The sequence below is a fragment of the Streptomyces sp. NPDC033270 genome, assembly GCF_055576575.1.
In genome coordinates this window covers 59,283-82,386 of record NZ_JBVIRA010000032.1, presented here as the reverse complement: position 1 = coordinate 82,386, position 23,104 = coordinate 59,283, and the positions used below count along the sequence as shown (strand labels likewise).

27 protein-coding genes and 1 riboswitch are annotated in these 23,104 nt (G+C 71.6%); of the genes, 11 read left to right on the top strand and 16 right to left on the bottom strand.

Annotated elements, in window-relative coordinates:
• Positions 1-40 precede the first annotated feature (40 nt).
• The 3 genes from ACZ5XZ_RS33745 to ACZ5XZ_RS33735 all read right to left on the bottom strand — a co-directional run bounded on the left by ACZ5XZ_RS33745 (position 41) and on the right by ACZ5XZ_RS33735 (position 1,944).
• Positions 41-514 (bottom strand): C40 family peptidase, encoded by a 474-nt coding sequence (locus ACZ5XZ_RS33745; RefSeq protein ID WP_468985126.1) that lies wholly within the window; start codon positions 512-514, stop codon positions 41-43.
• A gap of 4 nt (positions 515-518) precedes the next feature.
• Positions 519-706, bottom strand: a riboswitch (cyclic di-AMP (ydaO/yuaA leader).
• A gap of 291 nt (positions 707-997) precedes the next feature.
• Positions 998-1,303 carry a hypothetical protein gene (locus tag ACZ5XZ_RS33740; protein ID WP_468985123.1) on the bottom strand — a complete coding sequence of 102 codons (306 nt, stop codon included), beginning with the start codon at positions 1,301-1,303 and terminating at the stop codon, positions 998-1,000.
• Positions 1,304-1,308: 5 nt separating this feature from the next.
• Positions 1,309-1,944 (bottom strand): ATP-dependent Clp protease proteolytic subunit, encoded by a 636-nt coding sequence (locus ACZ5XZ_RS33735; protein WP_468985121.1) that lies wholly within the window; start codon positions 1,942-1,944, stop codon positions 1,309-1,311.
• A 58-nt stretch (positions 1,945-2,002) separates the two neighbouring features.
• Here ACZ5XZ_RS33735 and ACZ5XZ_RS33730 point away from each other — a divergent pair, with 58 nt between their 5' ends.
• Positions 2,003-2,317, top strand: a complete 315-nt coding sequence (locus ACZ5XZ_RS33730) for a type II toxin-antitoxin system Phd/YefM family antitoxin (protein WP_468985119.1) — start codon at positions 2,003-2,005, stop codon at positions 2,315-2,317.
• Positions 2,318-2,376: 59 nt separating this feature from the next.
• Here the strand turns inward: ACZ5XZ_RS33730 and ACZ5XZ_RS33725 are convergent, their stop codons facing one another.
• Positions 2,377-3,321: a M28 family metallopeptidase gene (locus ACZ5XZ_RS33725; protein ID WP_468985116.1), complete on the bottom strand. Its 945-nt coding sequence runs from the start codon at positions 3,319-3,321 to the stop codon at positions 2,377-2,379.
• A gap of 526 nt (positions 3,322-3,847) precedes the next feature.
• Here ACZ5XZ_RS33725 and ACZ5XZ_RS33720 point away from each other — a divergent pair.
• The 6 genes from ACZ5XZ_RS33720 to ACZ5XZ_RS33695 are packed head-to-tail and all read left to right on the top strand — an operon-like array spanning position 3,848 to position 8,517.
• Positions 3,848-4,150, top strand: coding sequence for an urease subunit gamma (locus ACZ5XZ_RS33720; RefSeq protein ID WP_360957481.1), 303 nt, complete (start codon positions 3,848-3,850; stop codon positions 4,148-4,150).
• Between the two features lie 17 nt (positions 4,151-4,167).
• On the top strand, positions 4,168-4,479 hold the full coding sequence (locus tag ACZ5XZ_RS33715; RefSeq protein WP_430975740.1) for an urease subunit beta: 312 nt from the start codon (positions 4,168-4,170) through the stop codon (positions 4,477-4,479).
• Positions 4,472-6,193 (top strand): urease subunit alpha, encoded by a 1,722-nt coding sequence (locus ACZ5XZ_RS33710; protein WP_468985114.1) that lies wholly within the window; start codon positions 4,472-4,474, stop codon positions 6,191-6,193. Before ACZ5XZ_RS33715 ends, ACZ5XZ_RS33710 begins: the two co-directional genes overlap by 8 nt.
• A gap of 55 nt (positions 6,194-6,248) precedes the next feature.
• A complete protein-coding gene (locus ACZ5XZ_RS33705; RefSeq protein WP_468985112.1) occupies positions 6,249-6,923 on the top strand; it encodes an urease accessory protein UreF in 675 nt (224 codons plus the stop codon).
• A 56-nt stretch (positions 6,924-6,979) separates the two neighbouring features.
• On the top strand, positions 6,980-7,675 hold the full coding sequence (gene ureG, locus ACZ5XZ_RS33700; protein ID WP_468985110.1) for an urease accessory protein UreG: 696 nt from the start codon (positions 6,980-6,982) through the stop codon (positions 7,673-7,675).
• Entirely contained in the window at positions 7,672-8,517 is an 846-nt protein-coding gene (locus tag ACZ5XZ_RS33695; protein ID WP_468985108.1) for an urease accessory protein UreD, read from the top strand. Before ureG ends, ACZ5XZ_RS33695 begins: the two co-directional genes overlap by 4 nt.
• Positions 8,518-8,520: 3 nt before the next feature.
• Here ACZ5XZ_RS33695 and ACZ5XZ_RS33690 read toward each other — a convergent pair whose 3' ends face one another.
• From ACZ5XZ_RS33690 to ACZ5XZ_RS33675, 4 genes are all read right to left on the bottom strand, one after another.
• The gene (locus ACZ5XZ_RS33690; RefSeq protein ID WP_393500838.1) at positions 8,521-8,895 is read right to left on the bottom strand and encodes a roadblock/LC7 domain-containing protein; all 375 of its coding nucleotides are present in this window, start codon (positions 8,893-8,895) and stop codon (positions 8,521-8,523) included.
• 95 nt (positions 8,896-8,990) lie between these two features.
• Positions 8,991-9,374 carry a roadblock/LC7 domain-containing protein gene (locus ACZ5XZ_RS33685; protein ID WP_468985106.1) on the bottom strand — a complete coding sequence of 128 codons (384 nt, stop codon included), beginning with the start codon at positions 9,372-9,374 and terminating at the stop codon, positions 8,991-8,993.
• Between the two features lie 70 nt (positions 9,375-9,444).
• Complete coding sequence (locus ACZ5XZ_RS33680) at positions 9,445-10,293, bottom strand: hypothetical protein (protein ID WP_468985104.1); 849 nt, start codon at positions 10,291-10,293, stop codon at positions 9,445-9,447.
• A 44-nt stretch (positions 10,294-10,337) separates the two neighbouring features.
• Positions 10,338-10,721, bottom strand: a complete 384-nt coding sequence (locus tag ACZ5XZ_RS33675; RefSeq protein ID WP_468985101.1) for a hypothetical protein — start codon at positions 10,719-10,721, stop codon at positions 10,338-10,340.
• Between the two features lie 545 nt (positions 10,722-11,266).
• On the opposite strand from ACZ5XZ_RS33675, the gene ACZ5XZ_RS33670 reads away from it, so the two are divergent.
• Positions 11,267-12,904, top strand: a complete 1,638-nt coding sequence (locus ACZ5XZ_RS33670; protein ID WP_468985098.1) for an alpha/beta hydrolase — start codon at positions 11,267-11,269, stop codon at positions 12,902-12,904.
• Positions 12,905-13,024: 120 nt separating this feature from the next.
• Here the strand turns inward: ACZ5XZ_RS33670 and ACZ5XZ_RS33665 are convergent, their stop codons facing one another.
• The 3 genes from ACZ5XZ_RS33665 to ACZ5XZ_RS33655 all read right to left on the bottom strand — a co-directional run bounded on the left by ACZ5XZ_RS33665 (position 13,025) and on the right by ACZ5XZ_RS33655 (position 16,015).
• Positions 13,025-13,852, bottom strand: a complete 828-nt coding sequence (locus ACZ5XZ_RS33665; protein WP_468985168.1) for a TIGR02452 family protein — start codon at positions 13,850-13,852, stop codon at positions 13,025-13,027.
• Between the two features lie 127 nt (positions 13,853-13,979).
• On the bottom strand, positions 13,980-15,110 hold the full coding sequence (locus ACZ5XZ_RS33660) for a GDSL-type esterase/lipase family protein (RefSeq protein WP_468985166.1): 1,131 nt from the start codon (positions 15,108-15,110) through the stop codon (positions 13,980-13,982).
• A 176-nt stretch (positions 15,111-15,286) separates the two neighbouring features.
• Entirely contained in the window at positions 15,287-16,015 is a 729-nt protein-coding gene (locus tag ACZ5XZ_RS33655) for a lysophospholipid acyltransferase family protein (RefSeq protein ID WP_468985096.1), read from the bottom strand.
• A 294-nt stretch (positions 16,016-16,309) separates the two neighbouring features.
• Between ACZ5XZ_RS33655 and ACZ5XZ_RS33650 the strand changes: the two genes are divergently transcribed.
• Together ACZ5XZ_RS33650 and ACZ5XZ_RS33645 are read left to right on the top strand one after the other, a co-directional pair.
• A complete protein-coding gene (locus tag ACZ5XZ_RS33650) occupies positions 16,310-16,999 on the top strand; it encodes a hypothetical protein (protein ID WP_468985094.1) in 690 nt (229 codons plus the stop codon).
• A 154-nt stretch (positions 17,000-17,153) separates the two neighbouring features.
• Positions 17,154-17,648 (top strand): SSI family serine proteinase inhibitor, encoded by a 495-nt coding sequence (locus tag ACZ5XZ_RS33645; protein ID WP_468985091.1) that lies wholly within the window; start codon positions 17,154-17,156, stop codon positions 17,646-17,648.
• Positions 17,649-17,709: 61 nt separating this feature from the next.
• Here the strand turns inward: ACZ5XZ_RS33645 and ACZ5XZ_RS33640 are convergent, their stop codons facing one another.
• The 5 genes from ACZ5XZ_RS33640 to ACZ5XZ_RS33620 form a co-directional block, all read right to left on the bottom strand.
• Positions 17,710-17,868, bottom strand: a complete 159-nt coding sequence (locus ACZ5XZ_RS33640) for a hypothetical protein (RefSeq protein ID WP_468985089.1) — start codon at positions 17,866-17,868, stop codon at positions 17,710-17,712.
• A gap of 178 nt (positions 17,869-18,046) precedes the next feature.
• Positions 18,047-19,006: a cytochrome c oxidase assembly protein gene (locus ACZ5XZ_RS33635; RefSeq protein ID WP_468985087.1), complete on the bottom strand. Its 960-nt coding sequence runs from the start codon at positions 19,004-19,006 to the stop codon at positions 18,047-18,049.
• 105 nt (positions 19,007-19,111) lie between these two features.
• Positions 19,112-20,137, bottom strand: coding sequence for a 6-phosphofructokinase (locus ACZ5XZ_RS33630; protein WP_468985085.1), 1,026 nt, complete (start codon positions 20,135-20,137; stop codon positions 19,112-19,114).
• A 152-nt stretch (positions 20,138-20,289) separates the two neighbouring features.
• A complete protein-coding gene (locus tag ACZ5XZ_RS33625; protein ID WP_384434810.1) occupies positions 20,290-21,018 on the bottom strand; it encodes a type 1 glutamine amidotransferase in 729 nt (242 codons plus the stop codon).
• A gap of 38 nt (positions 21,019-21,056) precedes the next feature.
• The gene (locus ACZ5XZ_RS33620; protein ID WP_468985081.1) at positions 21,057-22,295 is read right to left on the bottom strand and encodes a MurT ligase domain-containing protein; all 1,239 of its coding nucleotides are present in this window, start codon (positions 22,293-22,295) and stop codon (positions 21,057-21,059) included.
• 186 nt (positions 22,296-22,481) lie between these two features.
• On the opposite strand from ACZ5XZ_RS33620, the gene def reads away from it, so the two are divergent.
• Positions 22,482-23,054, top strand: a complete 573-nt coding sequence (gene def / locus ACZ5XZ_RS33615; protein ID WP_468985079.1) for a peptide deformylase — start codon at positions 22,482-22,484, stop codon at positions 23,052-23,054.
• Positions 23,055-23,104 lie beyond the last annotated feature (50 nt).

The window sequence follows — 23,104 nt, the reverse complement described above, 5'->3', positions numbered from 1 at the left end:
CCCCACTGACAATTGACCCAGCGTAAGGCGAAGCCCCAGGTCAGCTCACTCGTCCATACGAGATCGCGGAGCTGAAGATGCGCGCCAGCCGCACCACGTCGCCGGTCTTGGGGGCGTGCCACATCCGGTCGCGGCCCGCGTAGATGCCGACGTGGTAGACGCCGCGGGCCGAGTGGAAGAACACCAGGTCCCCGCGTCTTCGGGAGGAGGCCGGGATGTGCTGGGTCTGGTCGTACTGCGCGGCGGCGCTGCGTGGCAGGGCCCGGCCGACGCGCTTGAACGAATACAGCGTCAGCCCCGAGCAGTCGAAACGGTACGGCCCCTCCGCGCCGAACTCGTAGGGGGAGCCCTGCTTGGAGGCCGCGACCCGCACCGCATGTGCGGCGACGGACGCGGCCTCGGCGTCGTTGGTCGCCCCGGGGGCGAGGGTGGTGGCGCCGAGGGTGGCCATCGTCAGAGCGGAGACGGTGGCGGCGCGGGCCAGCAGATGCGGCGTATGCGTGCGCACGGTCATGCGCGAACCCTTCGTCAGCCGCCTGCGAAGGAAGACCTGTCGGGTTCGGGCAGGCGAAGATGCCCGGCCGTGCGTACGGCTTCACCCCAAGGAGTCCGTCGGCCGTGCTGGCCCGGACCCCGTCGTGCTCGGGTCCTCCGCTCCCGCCGATCCACACCGTCGACCGGACATCCGGTACGGCGGCGGGATTAGGCGCCCGTCCGGACCGCCCCGTCGCTGTGGCGGGGTCTTGTCGTCGAAGGGATCGTCACGCACCCACCACCCGAATTCCGAGCTGAAAATGCCGTATGTGAGATGGGTCACATTTGGGCTGAATGGGCGGAATTGTTCCTTCAGGTGGCGGGGTGCCTGGTGTCGCGGTCCCGGGACCTGGGGCGAAACATGGGGACCGGAGGAATTCTCTCCGCCTCGCGCAATTCGTCACCTCCTCGCAGAAGCCGTGGACGCTACGCCGTCCGAGCAGCCCGGGTTGGGCGTGTCGGGTCACCGCTCCCCGGGCGGCACGGTGACCAGTTGGGCCCGGCGCTCGCCGTCCAGGACCCGCAGCGCCCGGGCGAGGGTGTCGTGGTGCAGCTCGCTCTCGCCCCGGTCGTGCATCAGCGTCAGGGCGTCCCGCAGCCCGGCGGCCTTGCCGACGAGCGCCTGCGCGGCCCGCAGGCCGCTGTAGGTGTGGCCGCCGCGGGCCGGGTTGATGCGGCCCAGCAGATCGAGCACCTCCAGGTAACGGTCGATCAGATCGCCCTCGGCGCGGGTGAGGGCGGGCAGGGGCGGTGGCTCCGGTGGCAGCATCCGGCTCACCGCGTGACGGGCTGGAGGGCCGACTGCTTGCGGTTGCGGGTGAGCCCGTCGATCAGTCCGTACGCCTGGGCGGCCGGGGCGTCGAAGATCTTGTCGCGCTCGATGTCGGTGGCGATCCGCTCGGGGGTCTGCCCGGTGTGCCGCGCCAGCATCTCCACCAGCATGTCGCGGCCGCGCAGCATCTCCTCCGCCTGGATCTGCAGATCGGTGGCCTGTCCCTGGATGGGTTCGCTGAGTGACGGCTGGTGGATCAGCACCCGGGCGCCGGGCAGCGCCAGCCGCTTGCCGGGGGCGCCGGCGGCCAGCAGTACCGCGGCGGCGGACGCGGCCTGTCCCAGGCAGACCGTCGCCACGTCGCACGACACGAAGCGCATCGTGTCGTAGATGGCGGTCATCGCGGTGAGGGAGCCGCCGGGGGAGTTGATGTAGAGCGAGATGTCCTGCTCCGGCGCGGCGTGTTCGAGGTGGATGAGCTGCGCCATGACGTCGTTGGCGGAGGCGTCGTCCACCGGGGTGCCCAAGAAGATGATGCGCTCGCTGAGCAGCTTGGAGTACGGGTCCATGGTGCGCGTCCCCTGTGAGGTGCGCTCGGTGAACTCGGGCAGGACGTAGCGAGCCGTGGGTCGCAGCATGACTGCTCCTCTCCTCTGTAAAAAATGTACAGGATGTACATCCCGTTAGAATGGCAGCATGGCCTACGAAATTCCGGTGACGCAAGCCCGAGCCGAGCTCGCCGATCTGATCAACCGCGTCGTCTACGGCGGTGAACGGGTGGTCGTCACCCGGCACGGCAAGCCGCTGGTGGCGCTGGTATCCGCCGCTGACCTGCAGCTTCTCGAAGAGCTGGGGCGGCGTGAGCAGGATGGGGAGGAGGAGCAGGTGATCAGTACGGTCTCCACCGTCCGCCAGCTGCCGTCCGCTCCGGGCGAACGGCGGCGCTTCGGCATCGCCGCAGAACACCGCGACCCGGCCGCCGGGGATCGGCGACCGGGTCGGGGGAGGTGACCGGTCGGTCGGCGCCGCCCCTTTCAGGAGGGCGCTGACCGTAGGTCAGGAGGACCGGTTCAGGAGCTGAGCTCCCAGATGGCGTGGGCGATGGCGTCGGTGTTGTTGTCCAGCGCCTTCTCGTCGATGTTCTTCGAGGTGTCGCAGGACTGGTGGTAGCAGGCGTCGAACGCCTTGCCCGCCTCACCGCCCCAGTTCTTCGCCTGCTCCTCGGTCTTGATGTAGTCCGCGCCGGAGAAGAGGCCGCCGACCGGGACGCCCGCGTCCTTGAAGGCGGCGTGGTCCGACCTGCCGTCGCCCTCGGTCTCCTTCTCGGTGGCGAGCTTCTTGGTGGCGAAGAAGTCCTTGAAGACCTTCTCCAGGCGGGTGTCGTCGTCGTAGACGAAGTAGCCCGGGTTCGGCGAGCCGATCATGTCGAAGTTCAGATACGAGTCGAGCTTCGACTTGCCCGCGCCGAGGGTGTCGACGTAGTGGCTCGAGCCGACCATGCCGTCCTCTTCGTCGCCCCACCAGCCGAACCGCAGGTGCTTGGTGGGCTTGAGGTCCGCCTTGGCGACCGCGAGCGCGACCTCCAGGATCCCGGCCGAACCGGAACCGTTGTCGTTGATGCCGGGGCCCGCGTCGACCGAGTCAAGGTGGGCGCCGGCCATCACGGTCTTGCCCTCGTCGCCGCCGGGCCAGTCGGCCACGAGGTTGTAGCCCTTGGCGCCGTTGTTGTCGAACTCCTGGACCTCGGTGGTGAATCCGGCCTTGTCCAGCTTGCCCTTGACGTAGTCGATGGAGGCCTTGTAGCCCGGCTGTCCGTGGGCGCGGTTGCCGCCGTTGGCGTCGGCGATCGACTGGAGCTGGTCCAGATGGGCCTGGACGGCCTTGACGTCGATGTCGGGGGCGGCCGCCGGCGCGGGGCCGGCATGGGCGCCGGTCGCGACGAAGAGGGTGGCGGCCAGGGCGGTGGCGGTGCCGGTGGCCAGCGCGACCCGACGTATTCGTACAGAACGAGACACTGTGTGGCTCCGATACTGGTGTGGGGGGTTGGTGCGGAGCGTTTTGACGCGCACATGAGGATTGCGATCACCGCGGAGATCGTCAAGAGCGCATATCGGACAGGCGTGTTCGCGGAGCGGAGCGTGTCCCTTTTGTGGTGATAGCGGGGAATTGGGGATGCGGCGGGTCGTCCGTTTCGTGCGGCGGCGGCACCCTCCGGGGTGCGGAATTCGCCACTCGATTCCGCGTACGGTCAAGAGGGGTGCGGCTCTTGCCGCGATCGCGGGACGGCGGTTGCCACGCCGTAACGGGCGCGAAGACCTCGTGTTACACGGGGCGTACGACGAGGCGCTGACGTGTCCCTGGTTGTAACGTCGCCGAAATCCCGCCGAACTAGCCTCCGAAGTGTGGGGCGCTTGATGGCCAAGTGCTGGAAGTCGGTTTGCTCCTCCTTTAAATGCTGCGTGGTACACCTAACCCGTGGGTGTGCTCACGCCCGTGACCTGGGCATACGCGTCCGGGCGGGAAGACTGTGAGGTGGAACGTATGCAACTGACCCCGCATGAACAGGAACGCCTGATGATTCATGTGGCGGCAGACGTGGCCGAAAAGCGGCGTTCCCGGGGGTTGAAACTCAACCACCCGGAGTCGATCGCGCTGCTGACCGTGCACATCCTCGAAGGAGCCCGGGACGGCCGTACCGTCGCCGAGCTGATGTCCTCCGGCCGCAAGGTCCTCACCCGCGACGAGGTGATGGAGGGCGTGCCCGAGATGATCCACGATGTGCAGGTCGAGGCCACCTTCCCGGACGGCACCAAGCTCGTCACCGTTCACGAACCCATCAACTGACGGCGGGAGAGCAGCAGATGATCCCGGGACAGATCCTCCACGCCGATGAGCCGGTGCGCCTCAACGAAGGCCTCCCCCTCACCCGCCTGACGGTCCTCAACGCGGCCGACCGCCCCGTGCAGGTCGGCTCCCACTACCACTTCGCCGAGGCCAACCCCGGCCTCGACTTCGACCGCGCGGCCGCGCACGGCAAGCGGCTGAACGTCGCGGCCGGCTCCGCCGTGCGCTTCGAGCCCGGCATTCCCACCGAGGTCGAACTCGTGCCCATCGGGGGCAAGCGGATCGTCGAGGGCCTGCGGGGCGAGACCGGAGGCACTCTCGATGGCTGAGCTGACCCGCCAGGCGTACGCCGATCTCTTCGGCCCGACCGCCGGCGACCGGATCCGGCTCGCCGACACCGACCTGGTCATCGAGATCACCGAGGACCGTTCGGGCGGACCCGGACGAGCCGGCGACGAGGCGGTCTTCGGCGGCGGCAAGGTGATCCGCGAGTCGATGGGCCAGTCCCGCGCCACCCGCGCCGAGGGCACCCCCGACACCGTGATCACCGGGGCCGTCGTGCTCGACCACTGGGGCATCGTCAAGGCCGACGTCGGCATCCGCGACGGCAGGATCGTCGCGCTCGGCAAGGCCGGCAACCCCGACACGATGGACGGCGTCCACCCCGATCTCGTCATCGGCCCCGAGACCGAGGTCATCGCCGGCAACGGCAAGATCCTCACGGCCGGCGCCATCGACACCCACGTCCACTTCATCTGCCCCCAGCAGGCGGACGAGGCGCTGGCCTCCGGCGTCACCACGATGGTCGGCGGCGGCACCGGGCCGGCGGAGGGAAGCAAGGCCACCACCATCACCCCGGGCGCCTGGCACATCGCCCGGATGTTCGAGTCGATGGACTCCCTGCCCGTCAACATCGGGCTGCTCGGCAAGGGCAACACCACGTCCGTGGCCTCGATGCGCGACCAGCTGCGGGCCGGCGTCCTCGGCTTCAAGATCCACGAGGACTGGGGGGCCACCCCGGCCGTCATCGACGCCTGTCTGAACGTCTGCGAGGAGAGCGGCGCCCAGCTCGCGATCCACACCGACACCCTCAACGAGGCCGGATTCCTCGGCGACACCCTGGCCGCCATCGCCGGCCGCTCGATCCACGCCTTCCACGTCGAAGGCGCCGGCGGCGGCCACGCCCCCGACATGATCGCCATGGTCTCCGAGCCGAACGTGCTGCCCGCGTCCACCAACCCCACCCGGCCGCACACCGTCAACACCGTCGAGGAGCACCTCGACATGCTGATGGTCTGCCACCACCTCAACCCCGCCGTCCCCGAGGACCTGGCCTTCGCCGAATCCCGGATCCGGCCCTCCACGATCGCCGCCGAGGACATCCTGCACGACCTCGGCGCGATCTCGATCATGTCCTCCGACGCCCAGGCCATGGGCCGGATCGGCGAGGTCGTGCTGCGCACCTGGCAGACCGCGCACGTCATGAAGCGGCGCCGCGGAGCCCTGCCCGGCGACGGCGGCGCGGACAACCACCGGGCCCGCCGCTATGTCGCCAAGTACACCATCAACGCGGCCCTCGCCCAGGGCATCGACCACCTCGTCGGCTCCGTCGAGGACGGCAAGCTCGCCGACCTCGTCCTGTGGGACCCGGCGTTCTTCGGCGTCAAGCCGCAGCTCGTCATCAAGGGCGGCCAGATCGCCTATGCGCAGATGGGCGACGCCAACGCCTCCATCCCCACCCCGCAGCCCGTCCTGCCCCGCCCGATGTTCGGCGCCACCGGCCGGGCCCCGGGCAGCAACTCGGTCAACTTCGTCTCCCGGCAGGCGATCGAGGACGGCCTCTCCGAGCGCCTCGCGCTGGCCAAGCCGTACGAGGCGATCCGCAGCACCCGGGGCGTCACCAAGGCGGACATGCGCAACAACGACGCCCTGCCACGCGTCCATGTCGACCCCGACCGCTTCACGGTGACCATCGACGGCGAAGTGGTCGAACCCGCTCCCGCCGCCGAACTCCCCATGGCCCAGCGGTACTTCCTCTTCTGAGCGCCGCCATGAACGAGCCGGGACAGCACACCCGAAACACACTGGAGCGGCGCCGATGAGCCGGGCGGCGCTGCTGATCCTCGCCGACGGACGGTTCCCGGCCGGTGGGCACGCCCACTCGGGCGGCGCCGAACCGGCCGTCACGGCGGGACGCATCAAGGACGCCGCGAGCCTGGAGAGCTTCTGCCGGGGGCGGCTGCACACCGCGGGCCTGGTCGCGGCGGCGCTGGCCGCCGCGACGGCCGCCGGGCACGATCCGCTCGCGCTGGACGACGCGGCCGACGCCCGTACACCGGTGCCCGCGCTGCGGACCACCGCCCGCAAGCTGGGGCGGCAGATGATGCGGGCCGCCCGCGCCACCTGGCCGTCACCCGAACTCGACGCGCTGGCCGCGGCCCGGCCGCGGGGCGCGCACCAGCCCGTCGTGCTGGGGCTGGCCGCGCGGTCGGCGGGGCTGGAGCCGCTGGACGCCGCGTACGCGGTGGCGTACGAGAACGTCAGCGGCCCGGCCACCGCGGCCGTCCGCCTGCTGAGCCTGGACCCCTTCGACGCCACCGCGGTACTCGCCCACCTGGCCGCCGACCTCGACCAGATCGCCGGGCGGGCGGCCGAGGCGGCACGGCGGGTGCGCGCCGAAGGGGTCGACGCGCTGCCCGCCGCCTCCGCGCCACTGCTGGACATCACCGCCCAGCAGCACGCCGCCTGGCCGGTACGCCTCTTCGCCTCCTGAGCACCACGCCCCGACAGACCCCGCCCCGAAACCCCACACCAACCCCCGGAGCCCGTATGCACCTCGACCACAAGGACACCTTCCCCGAGCGGTACACCTACAGCGCCACCGACCCGGTACGCGCCGACGGAACGCGCCGCGCCCTGCGCCTCGGCCTCGGCGGCCCGGTGGGCACCGGCAAGACCGCCACCGTCGCCGCGCTGTGCCGGGCGCTGCGCGACGAGTTGTCCATCGCCGTCGTGACCAACGACATCTACACCCGCGAGGACGCCGAGTTCCTGCTCCGCGAGGCCGTACTGCCCGCCGAGCGCATCACGGCCGTCGAGACCGGCGCCTGCCCGCACACCGCGATCCGCGACGACATCTCCGCCAACCTCGAAGCCGTCGAGGACCTGGAGGAGGCGGTCGGCCCCCTCGACCTCGTCCTGGTCGAGTCCGGCGGTGACAATCTCACCGCCACCTTCTCCAAGGGACTGGTCGACGCCCAGATCTTCGTCATCGACGTGGCCGGCGGCGACGACATCCCCCGCAAGGGCGGCCCCGGCGTCACCACCGCCGACCTCCTCGTCATCAACAAGACCGACCTCGCGCCCTACGTCGGCGTCGACCTGGAAGGCATGGCCCGCGACGCCAAGGCCCAGCGCGGCGAACTGCCCGTCGCGTTCACGGCACTGAAGTCGCCGAACGGCGTCCAGCCCGTATCGGACTGGGTCCGCGCCCGGCTGGCGGAGTGGACCGCGGGCCCGGCATGACCCTCGCGCTCCCGAAGCAGGCGGCGCTGCCGCAGACCACCGCGGTCCCGGCAGCCGGCCTGCGCGCCACCGCCCGGATCGTCGCGCGGACCGACGGCGGTTCGGGCACCACCCGGCTGCCGATCCTCGACGGCGACGGCCCGCTCGCGCTGCGCCGCATCCGCGCGCACGGCGACCAGGCCCGGGTCTGCGTCGTCGGCGCCATGAGCGCACCACTCGGCGGCGACCGGCTGCGCATCGAGGCCACGGCCGAGGCGGGCAGCGCGCTGCACATCACGGCCGCCGCGGCGACCGTCGCGCTGCCCGGCCGCACCGGCGCACCGGCCACCTACGACGTGCATCTGACGGTGGGCGAGGGCGCACGGCTCGACTGGCTGCCCGAGCCGCTGATCTCCGCCGCGGGCAGCGATCTGCGGATGACCACGACCGTCGAACTCGCCCCCACCGCACGCCTGGTGCTCCGCGAGGAGCAGGTCCTGGGCCGCAGCGGCGAGCGGACCGGAGCACTGCGCAGCCGGCTCACCGTGCGCCGTGCCGGCCGTACCCTCCTCGACCAGGAGACCGCGTACGGGCCCGGGGTCCCCGGCTGGGACACCCCGGCCGTACTGGGCGGCCACCGGGCCGTCGGGCAACTCCTGGTGGTGGACCCGCAGGGGGAGTCCGGGCCGGCCGAGGCACGGCTCTTCGGCGCGGCGGCGGGTGAGCGGTCGGCCGACGGCGCGGGCCAGGGGGTCCTGGCGCCGCTCGCCGGTGGCGGGGTGCTGGCCACGGCCCTCGCCCCGGACGCGCTACGGCTGCGGCGCCTGCTGGAGGAGGCGGCCCGCAGCGCCGCCGCCGGATGAGGCTCACACCTCCAGGTCGGCCTCCAGCCGGGCGAGGCGGTGGCGGGCCAGCGCGAGATTGGCGCGCTTGCGGTCCAGCACCAGATAGAGGAAGAGGCCGCTGCCGCTCTTGCCGGTGACCGGACGGATGATGTGGTACTGGGCGGTCAGGGTGATGAGCATGTCCTCGATGGAGCCCTGGAGTTCCAGCATCTCCATGGTGCGCATCTTCGCGCGGACGACATCGGTGTTGCCGGCCGCGGCGATATTGAGGTCCAGGGCCAGGTTGTCGCCGAGAGTGGCCAGCGCCATACCGCTGGTGTAGTCGACCAGGGCGACGCCTATGGCGCCTTCGATGGTCGACATGGCATCGGCGAGGGCGGATTCCATCTGAGCCATGAGGGGTGTGACCTTTCCGTTCTTCGAAGGTGTTTCTGCGTGGTGCGTGGTGTCGAGGTCGTATGTGTGCGGTGCGGGAATTCCCGTGCGGGGCGCTACTGCTGGTGCGGTGCCGAGTCGACCAGGGCGCCGATGCGTTCGGCCGCCCGTCTGGCCTGCAGATGGAGCCGGCCCACGTTGGTGTCCGGGCTGGCCACGGCCGTGAGGACGGCGCGGCGGCCGGCCGAGTAGGCCGCGATGTAGCCACCGGCGCCGCGCGTCAGGGACTCCTCGAACGCCCCCTGGCCGGTCGCCTCGGTGAGGCGCTTGGCGACCCCGATGGCCGCGGCGGTGAGCGCGGCCAGGCCGTCCGGTTCGATGTCCGGAAGGTCGTGGGCGATGACCATGCCGTCCACGCTCGCCACCATTCCGCCCTGGAAATGCCTCACCTGATCCCGCAGTGTGAGTAGCTCGTCCCGTATCCGGGGCTCGATCGTCATCAGTCTCCTTTTCGCGGCCAGTCGTTTGATGGCGCGCCTCATGCCGTGCACGGTCTTCGCGCGCAAGGGTTCACAGGTTTTCCTCCAGCGCCGTACGCAATCGGATCAGGAGGGCAATATCCGGATCGGCGGTGTCGAGGAGTTCCGGTACCGGTAGTTGCCAGGTCGGGGTTTCGCGCCGATCGGCGGGCTCCGGCAGGTGCCCGTCCAGGCAGGCGCCGGGCCGCCGCCGGGGGAGTGCGGCCGCCGACGGCACGCGCACGAGACCGGCCGCGGCCAGGCGGCGGATGTCGAGCAGCGTCACGAACGCGGACTGGCCCAGTGAGCGGGCGAGTTCGTACGGGGTGTGCCGGCCGTCGGCCCGTTCCAGCAGCCGCCGCTGCCCGGCCGTGGTGCGGGCCCGGCGGCCGGGGCGGACGGGAACGACGGGCGAGGTGTCGACCGCGGCCCAGGGCCGCAGCCGGTCCAGCAGCGCCCGGCGGCGGGCCGTGGCCTGCTGCAGCGCGGTGGCGCTGATCTGGCGCACGGCTCCCAGCCAGTGGGCGGTCCCGGGGGTGAAGGAGGTGGCTTCGGGGGGCAGTGGCAGGGCGAAGAAGGCGGCGTCGAGCAGGGCCGCCAGATGACAGATCTCCAGTTCACCCTGCGTCAGCCAGCCCTCGCTGACCAGGAACTGGCCGACGCGGTGCTGTGGCCCGGCGGTGTCGACGGCCTGCCCCCAGCCCTGCTCGGGCACCTTGCCGGCCGCGGTGAGCCGTACGTCGAGCCCGGGTGCGGCGGCGCCCTCGACGCAGGTGACCGCCCCGTCGAGCAGGTAGACCGAACCGTGCGGGCCACGCAGGACGCCGGTGACGCGTTGCGCGGCGAATCGGTCGAGCAGCCCGTCTGGGGCGGGTGGGCGAGGAGGTATGGGCAGGCCCATGGCTGGTTCCCTAACCGTTCGTGCGAGGTGGCCAAGCAGCGGGGTCAGGACGGGACCAGCTCCGCCGCCAGATCGCGCAGCCGCAGCCGGGCGACGGCGAGATTGGCCTGCGCACGGTCCAGCCAGAGGTAGAGATAGGTCTGGCTGTCGAAGGCGGTGTGCACGAAACGGATCAAGTGGTAGCTGCCGGCAGCCGTGATGATCAGGTCCTCCAGGGCCGGACCGGAGGCGCCGCCGGTGTCGAAGGTGGCGTTGCGCGCTACGGCCTGCACGACGTCGGCGGTGTCCGCCGCGGCCGCGTCATGGTCGCCGTGCGGGGCCTGGCCGGCCGTACCGAGGGTCAGCCCGCTGGTCCAGTCGATCAGCCCGGCGCCCAGGACGCCCGGGATCCCCATTGCTCGGGACAGGACCTGATCGATACCCGGCACTTCGGGACTCCTTCGCGACGGCTGTGGAGGGGGCGGCTGAGGCGCGAAAACGCCGAAGCCCTCCCGTTGTGGCAGCGTGTGGGAGAGCCTTCACGGAAGGTTACTGAAGGTGCGCGACGGGCACATGCCTCCTGGGCAGGTCTGTGGCAATTGACGTGTTCTCGCCCCTCCGCGGTCCTCCGGCGGCCATCGAGTCGGTCCCCGCCTCACCGGGGCGCGACGGCGCGCGAGTCGGCCAGCCAAGCGGCCGTCGCCATTCCGCCACGTCAACTGCCCCGTGTGCGGCTCTGGTTGGCAGCCGCCCCGGTGCGGCGTGCCGAGCCTGTGCCGCGCGCCATCGCCCGCTCGCCTTGGCTGAAATGATGCGGTTCTACCGCGATGTCCGGCCGTTCCTCCTCCGGAGCCCACCCGGCCTCAAAACCTACGGCTTGGTAAAGAATTGCCGGTCAAACCTGTTCAGGAGGGGCTGTAAGACGACAGGATCCCTCCGTAGACCTGTGATCAACGCCGCCACAAGTGGCAACCGAGCAGGGGGAAACCACCACGTGAGAAGAACAGCAGCGCTCGGCGCCGCCGGCACCCTGGTGACCGGCGCGCTCCTCACCGGAGCGATAGCCGCCACGCCCGCCAGCGCCGGCGAGCACCCGAAGACCAAGACGGCCGAAGCGCGCGGCGTAGAGACCGCCGCCGCACGCGCGGCCAAGAAGGGCATCGACTGGCAGGACTGCCCCGCGGACTGGGGCCTGAAGTCGCCCGTCCAGTGCGGCTATGTCACCGTCCCGGTCGACTACGCCCGGCCCAACGGCCGCACCATCAAGATCGCCGTCGACCGGGCCGTCAGCACCGGCGGCAAGGAGGAGCGACAGGGCTCCCTCCTGTACAACCCCGGTGGACCCGGCGGTTCGGGCATGAGGTTCCCGACCCGTATCACCACCAAGAACCCCCTGTGGGCCAAGACCGCGAAGGCATACGACTTCGTCGGCTTCGACCCCCGGGGAGTGGGCCACTCGGCCGCCATCTCCTGCATGGACCCGCAGGAGTTCGTCAAGGCCCCCAAGGCCGACCCGGTGCCGGACAGCGAGGCGGACAAGCGCGCCCAGCGCAAGCTCGCCAAGCAGTACGCGCAGGGCTGCGCCGAGCGCAGCGGCGACCTCCTGCCGTACATGACGACCGCGAACACCGCCCGCGACCTCGATGTGGTGCGTGCCGCGCTCGGCGAGAAGAAGCTCAACTACCTGGGCGTCTCCTACGGCACCTACCTCGGCGCCGTCTACGCGACGCTCTTCCCGGACCATGTCCGCCGGATGCTCGTCGACAGTGTCGTCGACCCGTCCCGCGAGAAGGTCTGGTACCAGGCCAACCTCGACCAGGATCTCGCCTTCGAGACCCGCTGGGGCGACTGGAAGAAGTGGGTCGCCAAGAACGACGCGGCCTACCACATCGGTGACACCCCCGAGAAGGTCCAGGCCGCCTGGGAGAAGCTGCGGGCGACCGCCAAGAAGGAGCCCATCGGCGGAGTCGTCGGCCCCGCCGAGCTGACCGGCTTCTTCCAGAACGCGCCGTACTACGACTCGATGTGGGCCTCGGTCGCCGAGGTCTGGAGCGCCTACCTCGCCGGTGACAGCAAGCCGCTGGTCGAGAACGCCGGTCCCGACCTCAAGGACACCGCCGGCAACATCGCCTCGGAGAACGGCAACGCCGTCTACACGGCCGTCGAGTGCACCGACACCAAGTGGCCCACCAGCTGGCGCAAGTGGGACCGGGACAACACCCGCATCCACCAGCAGGCACCGTTCATGACCTGGTCCAACGCCTGGATGAACCTGCCCTGCGCCACCTGGCAGGTCAAGCAGCAGCGCCCGGTGGAGGTCGCCACCGGCAAGGGCCTGCCGAGCGTGCTGATCGTGCAGAGCGAGCGGGACGCGGCCACGCCGTACGGCGGCGCCGTCGAGCTGCACAAGCGGTTCGCGGGCTCGCGTCTGATCACCGAGAAGGACGCCGGTTCGCACGGTGTCACCGGTCAGGTCAACCCCTGCATCAACGACCGGGTCGACGCCTACTTCCTGGAGGGCAGGACCGACGCCAAGGACGTGACGTGCGCCCCGCACGCCACGCCGAAGCCGGCCAAGCCGGCGGCGAAGGCCGTCGCCAAGGGCGCGGCCGACCTTCCGGCCGTGCGGTAGCGGCACGGAGGTGACACGAAAGGGCGGCCGGGAATCCCTCCCGGCCGCCCCTTCTCGTGTTCCGCGCCGTGCGCCGAACCGGCCGCGGCGGGTCGCCGTCCGCTCGCCGCGCCCGGCGCGTCACACCGTGAAGACCTCCGCGAAGGCCGCCCTGGTGGGGGAGTCGGCCCGGCGGTCCAGCACGGCGAACACCACCCGGTCGAACCAGCCCGCGAAGCGGCCGTCATCGAGCAGCGCGGCGGCGAACGCCCGTGCCACATCGGCCGGTTCGTTGCGGAAGACCCCGCAGCCCCAGGCGCCGAGCACCAGCCGGCGGTGCCCGCCGGCCGCCGCGACCTCCAGCACCCGCTCCGCACGCGCGGCCAGTGCTGCCGGCACCCGCGCCGCCTCGTCCGGCCGCTGCCGTGCGATCACTCCCGCGTTGGGCGCCGCGGCCGTCAAGAACCCCGCCTCGTACGGCACTTCGAGCAGGGTGCCCCGGTCGTCCCGGAACACCGGCACACCGGGCGAGAGGATCACCCGGTCGCTGTAGAACGGACTGGGCTCGGCCCGGTGCGCCGCATAGAACTCCGGCGCCTCGCGCACGCAGGTGTAGAGCGCCGACCCGCGGCACAGCGCCTCCTCCTGGGCCTGCGCACCGTTGAGATATCCGCCTCCGGGATTGCGCGCCGAGGCGAAGTTCAGCACGCCCAGGGGCCCGCCGTCCGCCTCGGACAGCCGCCGGCCGGCGGTGAGACTACCCTCCCCCGTCACCTCGAAGACCGTCCCGCCCGGCCCGGCAGCCGGCCGCTCGACCGCGACCGGCTCCGGCCCGTACATCCGGGTCCCCGCCCGCGCCCTGTCGACCGCCGCCGCGATCTCCACCAGCCGTCCGCCCGGCGCGCGATACGCACCCGCCGCAACGATCCGCTCCGTCTCCTGCGCCATCCCGCGCAGCCGGGCGCTCATCGTCGGCACCCCCGCATCCGATCACTCATGGTGATCAAGGTACGGGCCGGACGGCGCACCGCGCGAGCGAATTGCGGCAGGTACCGGGGCGGTGAGACGCAGCGTCTACCGCCCGGCCCCATCACGCTCAGTCGGCCGTGGCGGCGAACGGCCCGCCGGCGCCGAAGGCCAGCTCGGCGAAGCGCTCACCTATCCGGCGGTGACCGGCGGCGTCCGGATGGACCCCGTCGGGCAGGGGCAGTTCGGCGAAGTCCGCCTCGCCGTAGAGCGACCGGCCGTCGAGGTAGTGCAGGTGGGGGTCGTCGGCCGCCCGCTGTGCGGTGATGCGGCGGAGTTCGTCGCGGATGACGTTCAGCGTCAGCCGCCCGGCGGCGCGCTCCGCCGGGTCTCCCACGGCCCGGAACTGCAGCCTTCCGGCGCTGAAGTCCGGTACCAGGGGGCCCGGGGTGTCCTCCTGGACGGGGCACAGGACGGAGGAGACGACCAGTAGCGGTGTGCTGGGGTGGCCCTCGCGGAGGGTGTCGAGGAAGCCGTGGACCGCCGGGCCGAAGGCCCGCAGCCGCATCACGTCGTTGTTCACCACATTGATGCCGATCTTGACGCTGATCAGGTCGGCGGGGGTCTCCCGCATGGCACGTGCGGTGAACGGGTCGAGCAGCGCGTTGCCGCCGAACCCCAGGTTGATCAGCTCCACGCCGGTCCGGGCGGCGACCAGCGCCGGCCAGGTCTCCGTCGGGCATGCGGCGTTGGAGCCGTGGCTGAGCGAACTGCCGTGGTGCAGCCACACCCTGCGGCCGTGGTCCGGTGCGGCCTCGACCGGGGCGTCGGTGCGCAGGGCGATCAGCTCGGTGATCTCGTTGTGCGGCAGCCAGATCTCGACGTCCTTGACCCCCGCCGGCAGTGCGTCGAACCGGACGGTGCCGGCCGGACCGGGCCGGGTAACCACGGACCGGGCGGTCATGTCGACGGTCTGCACATTGCCGCCGGATGCGGTGGCCCGGCCGGTGAGACGGCCGTCGACGAGCAGGTCGTACCTGCCGTCGGGCAGGGGTGGAACGCCCTCGTAGACGCGCTTGGTGGGGAGCGTGTCCAGCTCGACGGCGGTGGCGGCGGTGCGGAAGACGAGCCGCACCCCGGCGGGCTTGGCCTCGGTCATCGCCAAGTCCTCGTCGGGGAACTGCTTGCGGGCCCAGGCGGGCAGCCGGTGCGGCAGCACGCCGCGGGCGGTGCGTTCCACATCGAGGGCGCCGCGCAGCATGCGCGCTTCGACGGGCGTGGTGATCCAGTCCGTCACAGCGCCCTCCTCGGAAGGCCGGAGACGTCGTCGAGCTCGGAGTTCATGCCCCCAGCCTGCCAACCGGAGGCCCACTCGGCACCCGAGTTTTCCGCACCCCGCGGCCCGGCAGCCGCCGGGCCACGCTCCCGGGCTGGCGCCTACCCCGCCTGCCCGCCGCCGTGCCCGCGCCGCCCGTGGGTGCGGGCCTGCGCCTGGGCCTCCGCCTTGGCCTCGCCCGCGTACTTGTCCACGTACTCCTGGCCGGACAGCGTGAGGATCGCGTACATGATCTCGTCGGTGACGGCACGCAGCGCGAAGCGCTCGTCGGCCATCCCCGCATACCGCGAGAAGTCCAGCGGCGCGCCGAAGCGGATGGTGATCCGCATGGCCCGCGGCAGCCGCCGACCGGTCGGCTGTGCCTCGAACGTGCCGATCATCGCGCACGGCACCACCGGCACCCCCGCCTGGATGGCCATCGAGGCGACCCCGGTACGCCCCTTGTAGAGCCGGCCGTCGTGCGAGCGGGTGCCCTCCGGGTAGATCCCCAGCAGGCGGCCCTTCCGTAGGACGGCGAGTCCCGAGGAGATCGCCGCCTGTGAGGCGCGGCCGCCGGAGCGGTCCACCGGGATCTGCCCGACACCGCGGAAGAACGCCGCGGTCAGCCGCCCCTTCAGGCCCGGCCCGGTGAAGTACTCGGCCTTGGCCAGGAACGTCACCCGGCGCGGCACGATCGCCGGCATCACGAAGTGGTCCGCGAACGAGAGGTGGTTGCCCGCGATGATCGCCGCGCCCTCTTCCGGGACGTGCTCCAGTCCCTCGATCCGCGGCCGGAACACCAGCCGCAGTAACGGCCCCAGCAGGAAGTACTTCAGCACCTGATAGAACACGGGGCGGCTCCCTCTCCCGTCGGATCGTCTCGGCGGCTGCGTCGTTCCAGGTCACGAGGGTTCCCGGATGGGCAGTGAGTGTATGGGCAACCGCCGTCGGTGGTAACACCCCCGGCCCGGATCACGCCGCCCGGGCGGGGCGGCGACCGGAGCCGGCCGGACCGCCGCCGCCACCTCGCTTTGGCATCCGCGGACAACTTTCTCCTCCCCCTGAACGAGGCCGGCCCGGCGCACCGTACTGGCCGGCAACCGAGCCCGGACCCCAGGTTCTGGGCCGAGGACAGGGAGTCATACATGTCCCGAAAGAGAAGAGTGACGCGTCGTCAGAAGATCGTCGTCGGGATCAGCGCCGCGGCGCTGGTCGGCGGCATCGCCATCGCGACGACGGGCACCAGCCAGGCATCGGTGGCGTGCGACGGACTGGCCACCGCCCTGAGCAACAACCAGAAGTTCATCGCCGATCAGCAGGCCCGTCCCGACGCCCAGTCGGCGGCGCGGATCGCCAACCGGCAGGCCGTGATCAAGGAGATCCAGGCCAAGCAGAAGGCCGCCGGCTGCAGCGGGGGAGCGGAGGGGGGTGCTGCCGCGGGCGCTCCACCACAGGCCCAGCAGCCGCCCGCCGCCGGTGGGCCGCCCGCGTCCGGGCAGCCCCCCGCCGGCGAGGAGCCGCCCGGCTCGGCGGAGCCGCCCGCAGCGGACGATCCGTCAGCCTCCGCCGCCCCGCCCGGCGGGGACGGCGACGTCGTCTGCCCCGGCTCGACGGTGACGCTCTCCGGCGAGGGCGGCGCACCGGCGGCCTCCAGCAACGAGTTCCCCGCCGGGACCAAGCTGAAGGTGACCAACCTGGACAACAACAAGTCGACGACCGTGTCCGTGACCTCGACGTCGGGCAGCTGCGTACTGCTCAACAACGCGGCGTTCGAGCAGGTACGTGAGGAGGGGAAGTTCCTGATCCGCCGCGCCCGGATCGAGCGCGTCGGGTAGCCCCGGTCCGGTGACCGGTGGCGGAGCCGCCTCCTCCGCCGCCGGTCACCTTGTCGTGTGAGCGGCCCGTACGGGCGACATCGCGGCGTGGCCGCTTGTGCGCCGGCGTCGGGCGAGGTGGCCTGAATCCACCGAGGGTTCAGAGGAGACACCGATGCCCGTGCGCCGCCGACACACCTCCGCCCGTGCCGCCCTGCCCGCCGCCGTGCTCGCCACCGTGTCCGCGGTGCTGGCCGGCACCTTCCTCCCCACCCCGGCGGGCGCCGCCGAGCCGCCGCCGCCCGCCGCCGAGCCGCAGCCACCCGTCGCCGAGCCGAAGCCGCCCGCCGCACCGAAGCCGCCCGCCGCCGACCAGGGCCTGCTGCTGACCGTCTCCGGGGACGGCAACACCTGGATCCGCGGGGTGCGACTCGGCTGCCCGGACACCTACGGCAGACATCCGCACGCCCTGGCCGCGTGCAACGCGCTGACCTGGGCGCGCGGGGACTTCGACGCGCTGCCCGGGGAGCCGCACGGCTGCACCAAGCAGTTCGCCCCGGTCACCGTCAGCGCGCGGGGCACCTTCCGGGGCGCCGCGGTGGACTGGCACCAGGAGTTCGCCAACCTCTGCACGATGGACTCCGCCACCGGGCCGGTCTTCCGCTTCTGAGGGCCTCGGACGCTTTCAGGTCCCGGGAGAGACACCGCGGGAGCCGCACGCGTCCGCGCGCTCAGGCCCGCCGTGCCGCCACGACCCCGATCGTCACCAGCGCCAGCACCACCCAACAGAACCAGAGCCAGCCGTCGGCGCCCAGCGCCACGGTGTAGGCGGTGGCCACCACCAGCCCGCCCACCGTCATCACGGCCATCGTCCTAGCAGATCCGGGCATACCCGCAACCTCCTCATCGCGGCCCCTGCACGTGCGCGCGCTTCGTCCGCTCACACGCCACGGGCCGCGGCCATGGGACCATCGTCCCCGGCCGCGGCCCGTACCGCCAGATGGGCGACCCGCCCGCCCGTCGCCCGACCTCCACCCCCAGAAGACGGCGCTACGCGCCGACCCGCAGTTAGCGCCCCCGCGTGTTGAGCGAGGCGAGATAGGCGTTGTAGTCGGCCAGGTCCTTGTCGCCGTTGCGATCGGCGGCCCGGTCCGCGCGCTGCGACTGGCGCGCCTCGGACTTGTACCACTGGTAGACCAGGGCGATCAGCACCACGACGGACGGGATCTCGCTGAAGGCCCAGGCGATGCCGCCGGCGGCCTGCTGGTCGGCCAGCGCCTCGATCCCCAGCGAGGCCGGCGGGTGGACGAAGGTGTCGACCATCGGCTCCGACGCCATCATCAGCGCGATACCGAAGAACGCATGGAACGGCATGCCCGCGAACAGCTCCAGCATCCGCATCACATAGCCCGGCCGGTGCGGCCCCGGGTCGACGCCCATGATCGGCCAGAAGAAGACCAGGCCCACCGCGAGGAAGTGCACCATCATCCCGATGTGCCCGGCCCTGGACTCCATCAGGAAGTCGAACAGCGGCGAGAAGTACAGCGCGTAGAGACTCGCGATGAACAGCGGGATGGTGAACGCGGGGTGCGTGATGATCCGCATGTAGCGGCTGTGCAGCAGGCCCACCAGCAGTTCGCGCGGGCCCTTGCGGCCGCGTCCGGCAGCCGGCAGCGCGCGCAGCGCCAGCGTCACCGGCGCCCCGAGGAGCAGCAGGATCGGCGAGAGCATGCTGATGATCATGTGCTGGACCATGTGCACGCTGAACATCGCCATGCCGTAGTCGTTGAGCTTGGTGCACATCGACAGCGCCACGGTGAGCACGCCCAGCGCCCAGCCGACGGTCCGGCCCACCGGCCATGCGTCACCCCGCCGCCGCAGCCGGACCACCGCCCAGCCGTACAGCCCGAGCGCCAGCAGGCAGCCGACCAGAAAGAACGGATCACCACCGAACTCCAGGCCCCGCCCCAGCGTGAACGGCGGCAGATCCATGTTCATGCCGTCCATGCCGTGCCCGCTGTGATCCATCCGCTCGCTCCTGATTCGTACCAATGCTCCGGCGACAAGAGTAGAACCGCCCCCGGCCGTGGCGGTGGCCGGGGGCGGTTCGTGGAGCGCTGGACTACCGCTGGATCACAGCACGCACTCGGCCTCGTCGTAGCGCTCGGCGGGCACGGTCTTGAGGGTCTCCACGGCCTCGGCCAGCGGCACCAGCGTGATGTCCGTGCCGCGCAACGCGGTCATCATCCCGAAGTCGCCGCGGTGCGCGGCCTCGACGGCGTGCCAGCCGAAGCGGGTGGCGAGCACCCGGTCGTACGCGGTCGGGGTGCCGCCGCGCTGGACGTGGCCCAGGATCACCGGGCGGGCCTCCTTGCCGAGGCGGTTCTCCAGCTCGACGGAGAGCTGGCGGGCGACGCCGGCGAACCGCTCGTGCCCGTACATGTCCTTGCCGCCGACGTCGAAGGACATCGTGCCCTCGCGCGGCTTGGCGCCCTCGGCCACCACCACGATGGCGAACTTCTTGCCGGCCTCGAACCGCGCGGAGACCCGCGCCGTCAGCTCGTCGATGTCGAAGGGCCGCTCCGGCACCACGATCGCGTGCGCACCGGCCGCCATGCCCGAGTGCAGCGCGATCCAGCCGGTGTGCCGCCCCATCACCTCGACGATCATCACCCGCTGGTGCGACTCGGCGGTGGTCTTGAGCCGGTCCAGCGCCTCGGTGGCGACGCCCACCGCGGTGTCGAAGCCGAACGTCACATCCGTGACCGCGATGTCGTTGTCGATGGTCTTCGGTACGCCGACGATCGGCAGCCCGGCGTCCGACAGCAGCCGCGCCGCCTTGAGCGTGCCCTCGCCGCCGATCGGGATGATCGCGTCCAGGCCCAGCTCCGCGACGTGGCCGCGGGCCCGTTCGACGCCGTCCCGCAGATGGGCGGGCTGCACCCGCGACGACCCCAGGATGGTGCCGCCGCGCGCCAGGATGCCGCCGACGGCGTCGAGGTCGAGCTTGCGGTAGTCGGCCTCCAGCAGGCCCTTCCAGCCGTCGCGGAAGCCGATCACCTCATCGCCGTGATCGGCGGTGGCGCGGTGGACGACGGAGCGGATGACGGCGTTCAGTCCGGGGCAGTCGCCTCCGGAGGTGAGTACACCAATGCGCATTGCTCGAAAACCTCTGCAACTCAACCGGGGGCCCGGACCCCGTCGTCCGGTTGGATTCCGCACACCCTACAAGCGCGAAGGCGGCGGGTACACGTACGCCCGCAGTGCGGGACTGCGGGCGTACGAAAAAGGGACGATTCGGGCGAAGCGGATTAGGCGGGCTGGGTCGCCGCGGCGATCCGCTCCTGGCGCAGCGCCTCGTACCAGCGGTCGTCCACCGGAGGCAGCGCGTTGACGTCCAGCGCCAGCTTGATCAGCAGGTCGGCGATGTGCGGGTTGCGGGCCATCACCGGGCCGTGCATGTACGTACCGAAGACGGTGTCGTTGTACGCGCCCTCATAGCCGTCGCCGACGCCGTTGCCCTTGCCGAAGCGCACCTTGGCGAACGGCCGGGCGGTCTTGCCCAGATGCGTGACGCCCTGGTGGTTCTCGAAGCCGGTCAGCGGCGGCAGCCCCAACTTCGGGTCGATGTCGGCCAGTACGTCGCCGACACAGCGCTCGCCCTCGCCGCGGGTGCTCACCACGTCCAGCAGCCCCAGGCCCTGCTGCCGCTCGCCCAGGTCGTTGATGAACTCATGGCCCAGGATCTGGTAGCCGGCGCACACCGAGAAGACGATCGCGCCGTTGGAGACCGCGCGGGACAGGCCGCCGTCGCGGATCAGCCGCTCGGAGGCCAGCCGCTGCGGCCGGTCCTCCCCGCCGCCGATCAGGTAGATGTCACCGGAGGTGGGAATCTGCTGGTCGGAGCGTACGTCCAGACGCTGGACGTCCAGACCGCGCTGGCGCGCCCGCCGCTCCACCACCAGGGCGTTTCCCTGGTCGCCGTACGTGCTCAGCAGGTCCGGGTAGACCCACACCAGGCGCAGGCTGTTGTCACTCATGCTCGCTCGTCCTTGTCCGTAACGTCCGTGGACCGCACTCAGTTGCCCACGCGGCGGCGCAGGTCCTGGAAGGCCGTGTAGTTGGCGATGACCTCGATCCGGCCGGGCGGCGCCGTCCGCACCGCCTCGTCGACGCTCTCGCACACCTGGAAGTCGAGCCCGGCGACCTCCAGGCGCACCGCCAGGTCCAGCTTGCGGTCGCCGATCACGAAGAGCGGGTGTCCGGCCAGCCGGGTGTAGTCGACGTCCCACAGCCAGGAGGTGTCCGTGCCGTCCGCGCCGCGCGCGTTCACCGACATGATCACCGGGGTCGGCGGCGGGTCGATCAGCGAGAACGTCTCCAGCCAGCCGGCCGGGTTCTTCGCCAGCAGCAGCCGCAGCTCGCGCTCCATGAAGCTGACCACGTCATAGCGGCCGGCCACGGCCTGCACCGAGAACATCCGCTCCAGGGCCACCTGCGGCGGCACCCCGAAGGCCGCGGCGACCGCGGCGGAGGTGGTGGCGTTCGCCTTGTTGGCGCGGCCGGGCAGCTGCAGCTTGATCGGCCAGGCGCTGCCGTGCGGGTCGAGGACGTGATCACCCGACAGTGCCCAGCTGGGCATCGGGCGGCGGAAGCCGCACTCGCCGCAGAACCAGTCGTCGCCCGGGCGCTGCATCACGCCGCCGCACGACGGGCAGGACCAGGCGTCGTCCTTCCACTCCTGGCCGGCCGCGACCCACACCACGTTCGCGGACGACGAGGCCGCCCAGACGATCAGCGGGTCGTCCGCGTTGGCGATGATCAGCGCCTTGGAGTCGGCCAGGCCCTCGCGCCAGCGCTCCGCCAGCATCCGGGTCTCGGCGGCGCGGTCGAGCTGGTCACGCGAGAGGTTCAGCAGCGCTATGGCCTTCGGCGTCACATCGCGTGCCACACCGGCCAGGTACTTCTCGTCGACCTCGATGACGCCGTACTTGGCGTCCGAGCCGCCGGCCAGCGCGGAGGTGATGCCCGCCGGCATGTTGGCGCCGAGCGCGTTGGAGACCACCGGGCCGCTGGCCCGCAGCGCCTCCGCGATCAGTCGCGTCGTGGTGGTCTTGCCGTTCGTCGCCGACACCAGGATCACGTCCAGGTGCCGGGCCAGCCGCGCGAGCAGGTCGGGGTCGAGCTTGAGCGCCACCCGGCCACCGATCACCGATCCGCTGCCGCGGCCCGCCGCGCGCGATACCGCCGCCGCGGCCTTGCCTGCCGTCACGGCCAGCTTGGCCCGCGGCGACAGCGGCTCCGTGTTGCCTGCCATCGTCCTTGATCCTCCTTGCGTCCGGCGCCCCCCTGCGGTGTGGCTGCCGGTGGAACGCCTCCTCCGCCGCCGATGACCGGCCGGAGGCTTCGGTCGGGGATCAGCCTATCGAGATCCGGCCGCGGGCCCGAACCCCGCCACCCGTGCGACGTCATCCGGTCTTCCTGGGACCGTACGCTTGGCCCCATGCGCTCCCGCACCATTCCCGGTAGTTCCGGCCGTCTCCGCCCGATGCGCCTGCTCGGCGATCCGGCCCTGACCGATACCTGTCAGGACGCCACCGTCTTCGACGGCGAGCTGGCCCGGCTGGTCGAGGACATGTTCGCGACGATGTACGCCGCCGACGGCGTCGGCCTCGCCGCCAACCAGATCGGCGTCCCGCTGCGGGTGTTCGTCTACGACTGCCCCGACGACGAGGACGTCCGCCATCTGGGACATCTCGTCAACCCCCGGCTCGTCGAGGTCGACGGGCCGGTCATCCGCGGGCCGGAGGGCTGCCTCTCGCTCCCCGGAATCGAGGCGGGCACCCCGCGCCACGACCGCGCCGTGGTGACCGGATTCACCGTCACCGGCGAGCCGAGGACCGTGACCGGCACCGGATACTTCGCCCGCTGCCTCCAGCACGAGTGCGACCACCTCGACGGCCAGCTGTACGTCGACCGGCTCACCGGCCTGCGGCGCCGCCGGGTGCTGCGCACGGCGGCCAGGTCTCCCTGGGCGGCGCGGGCCGCGGCCGCGGAGGCGGCGGCCGCCCGCTGAGACGACGCGGGCCGCCGGGCCGCCCGCTGGAGCCGGCGACGGGCCCGGCC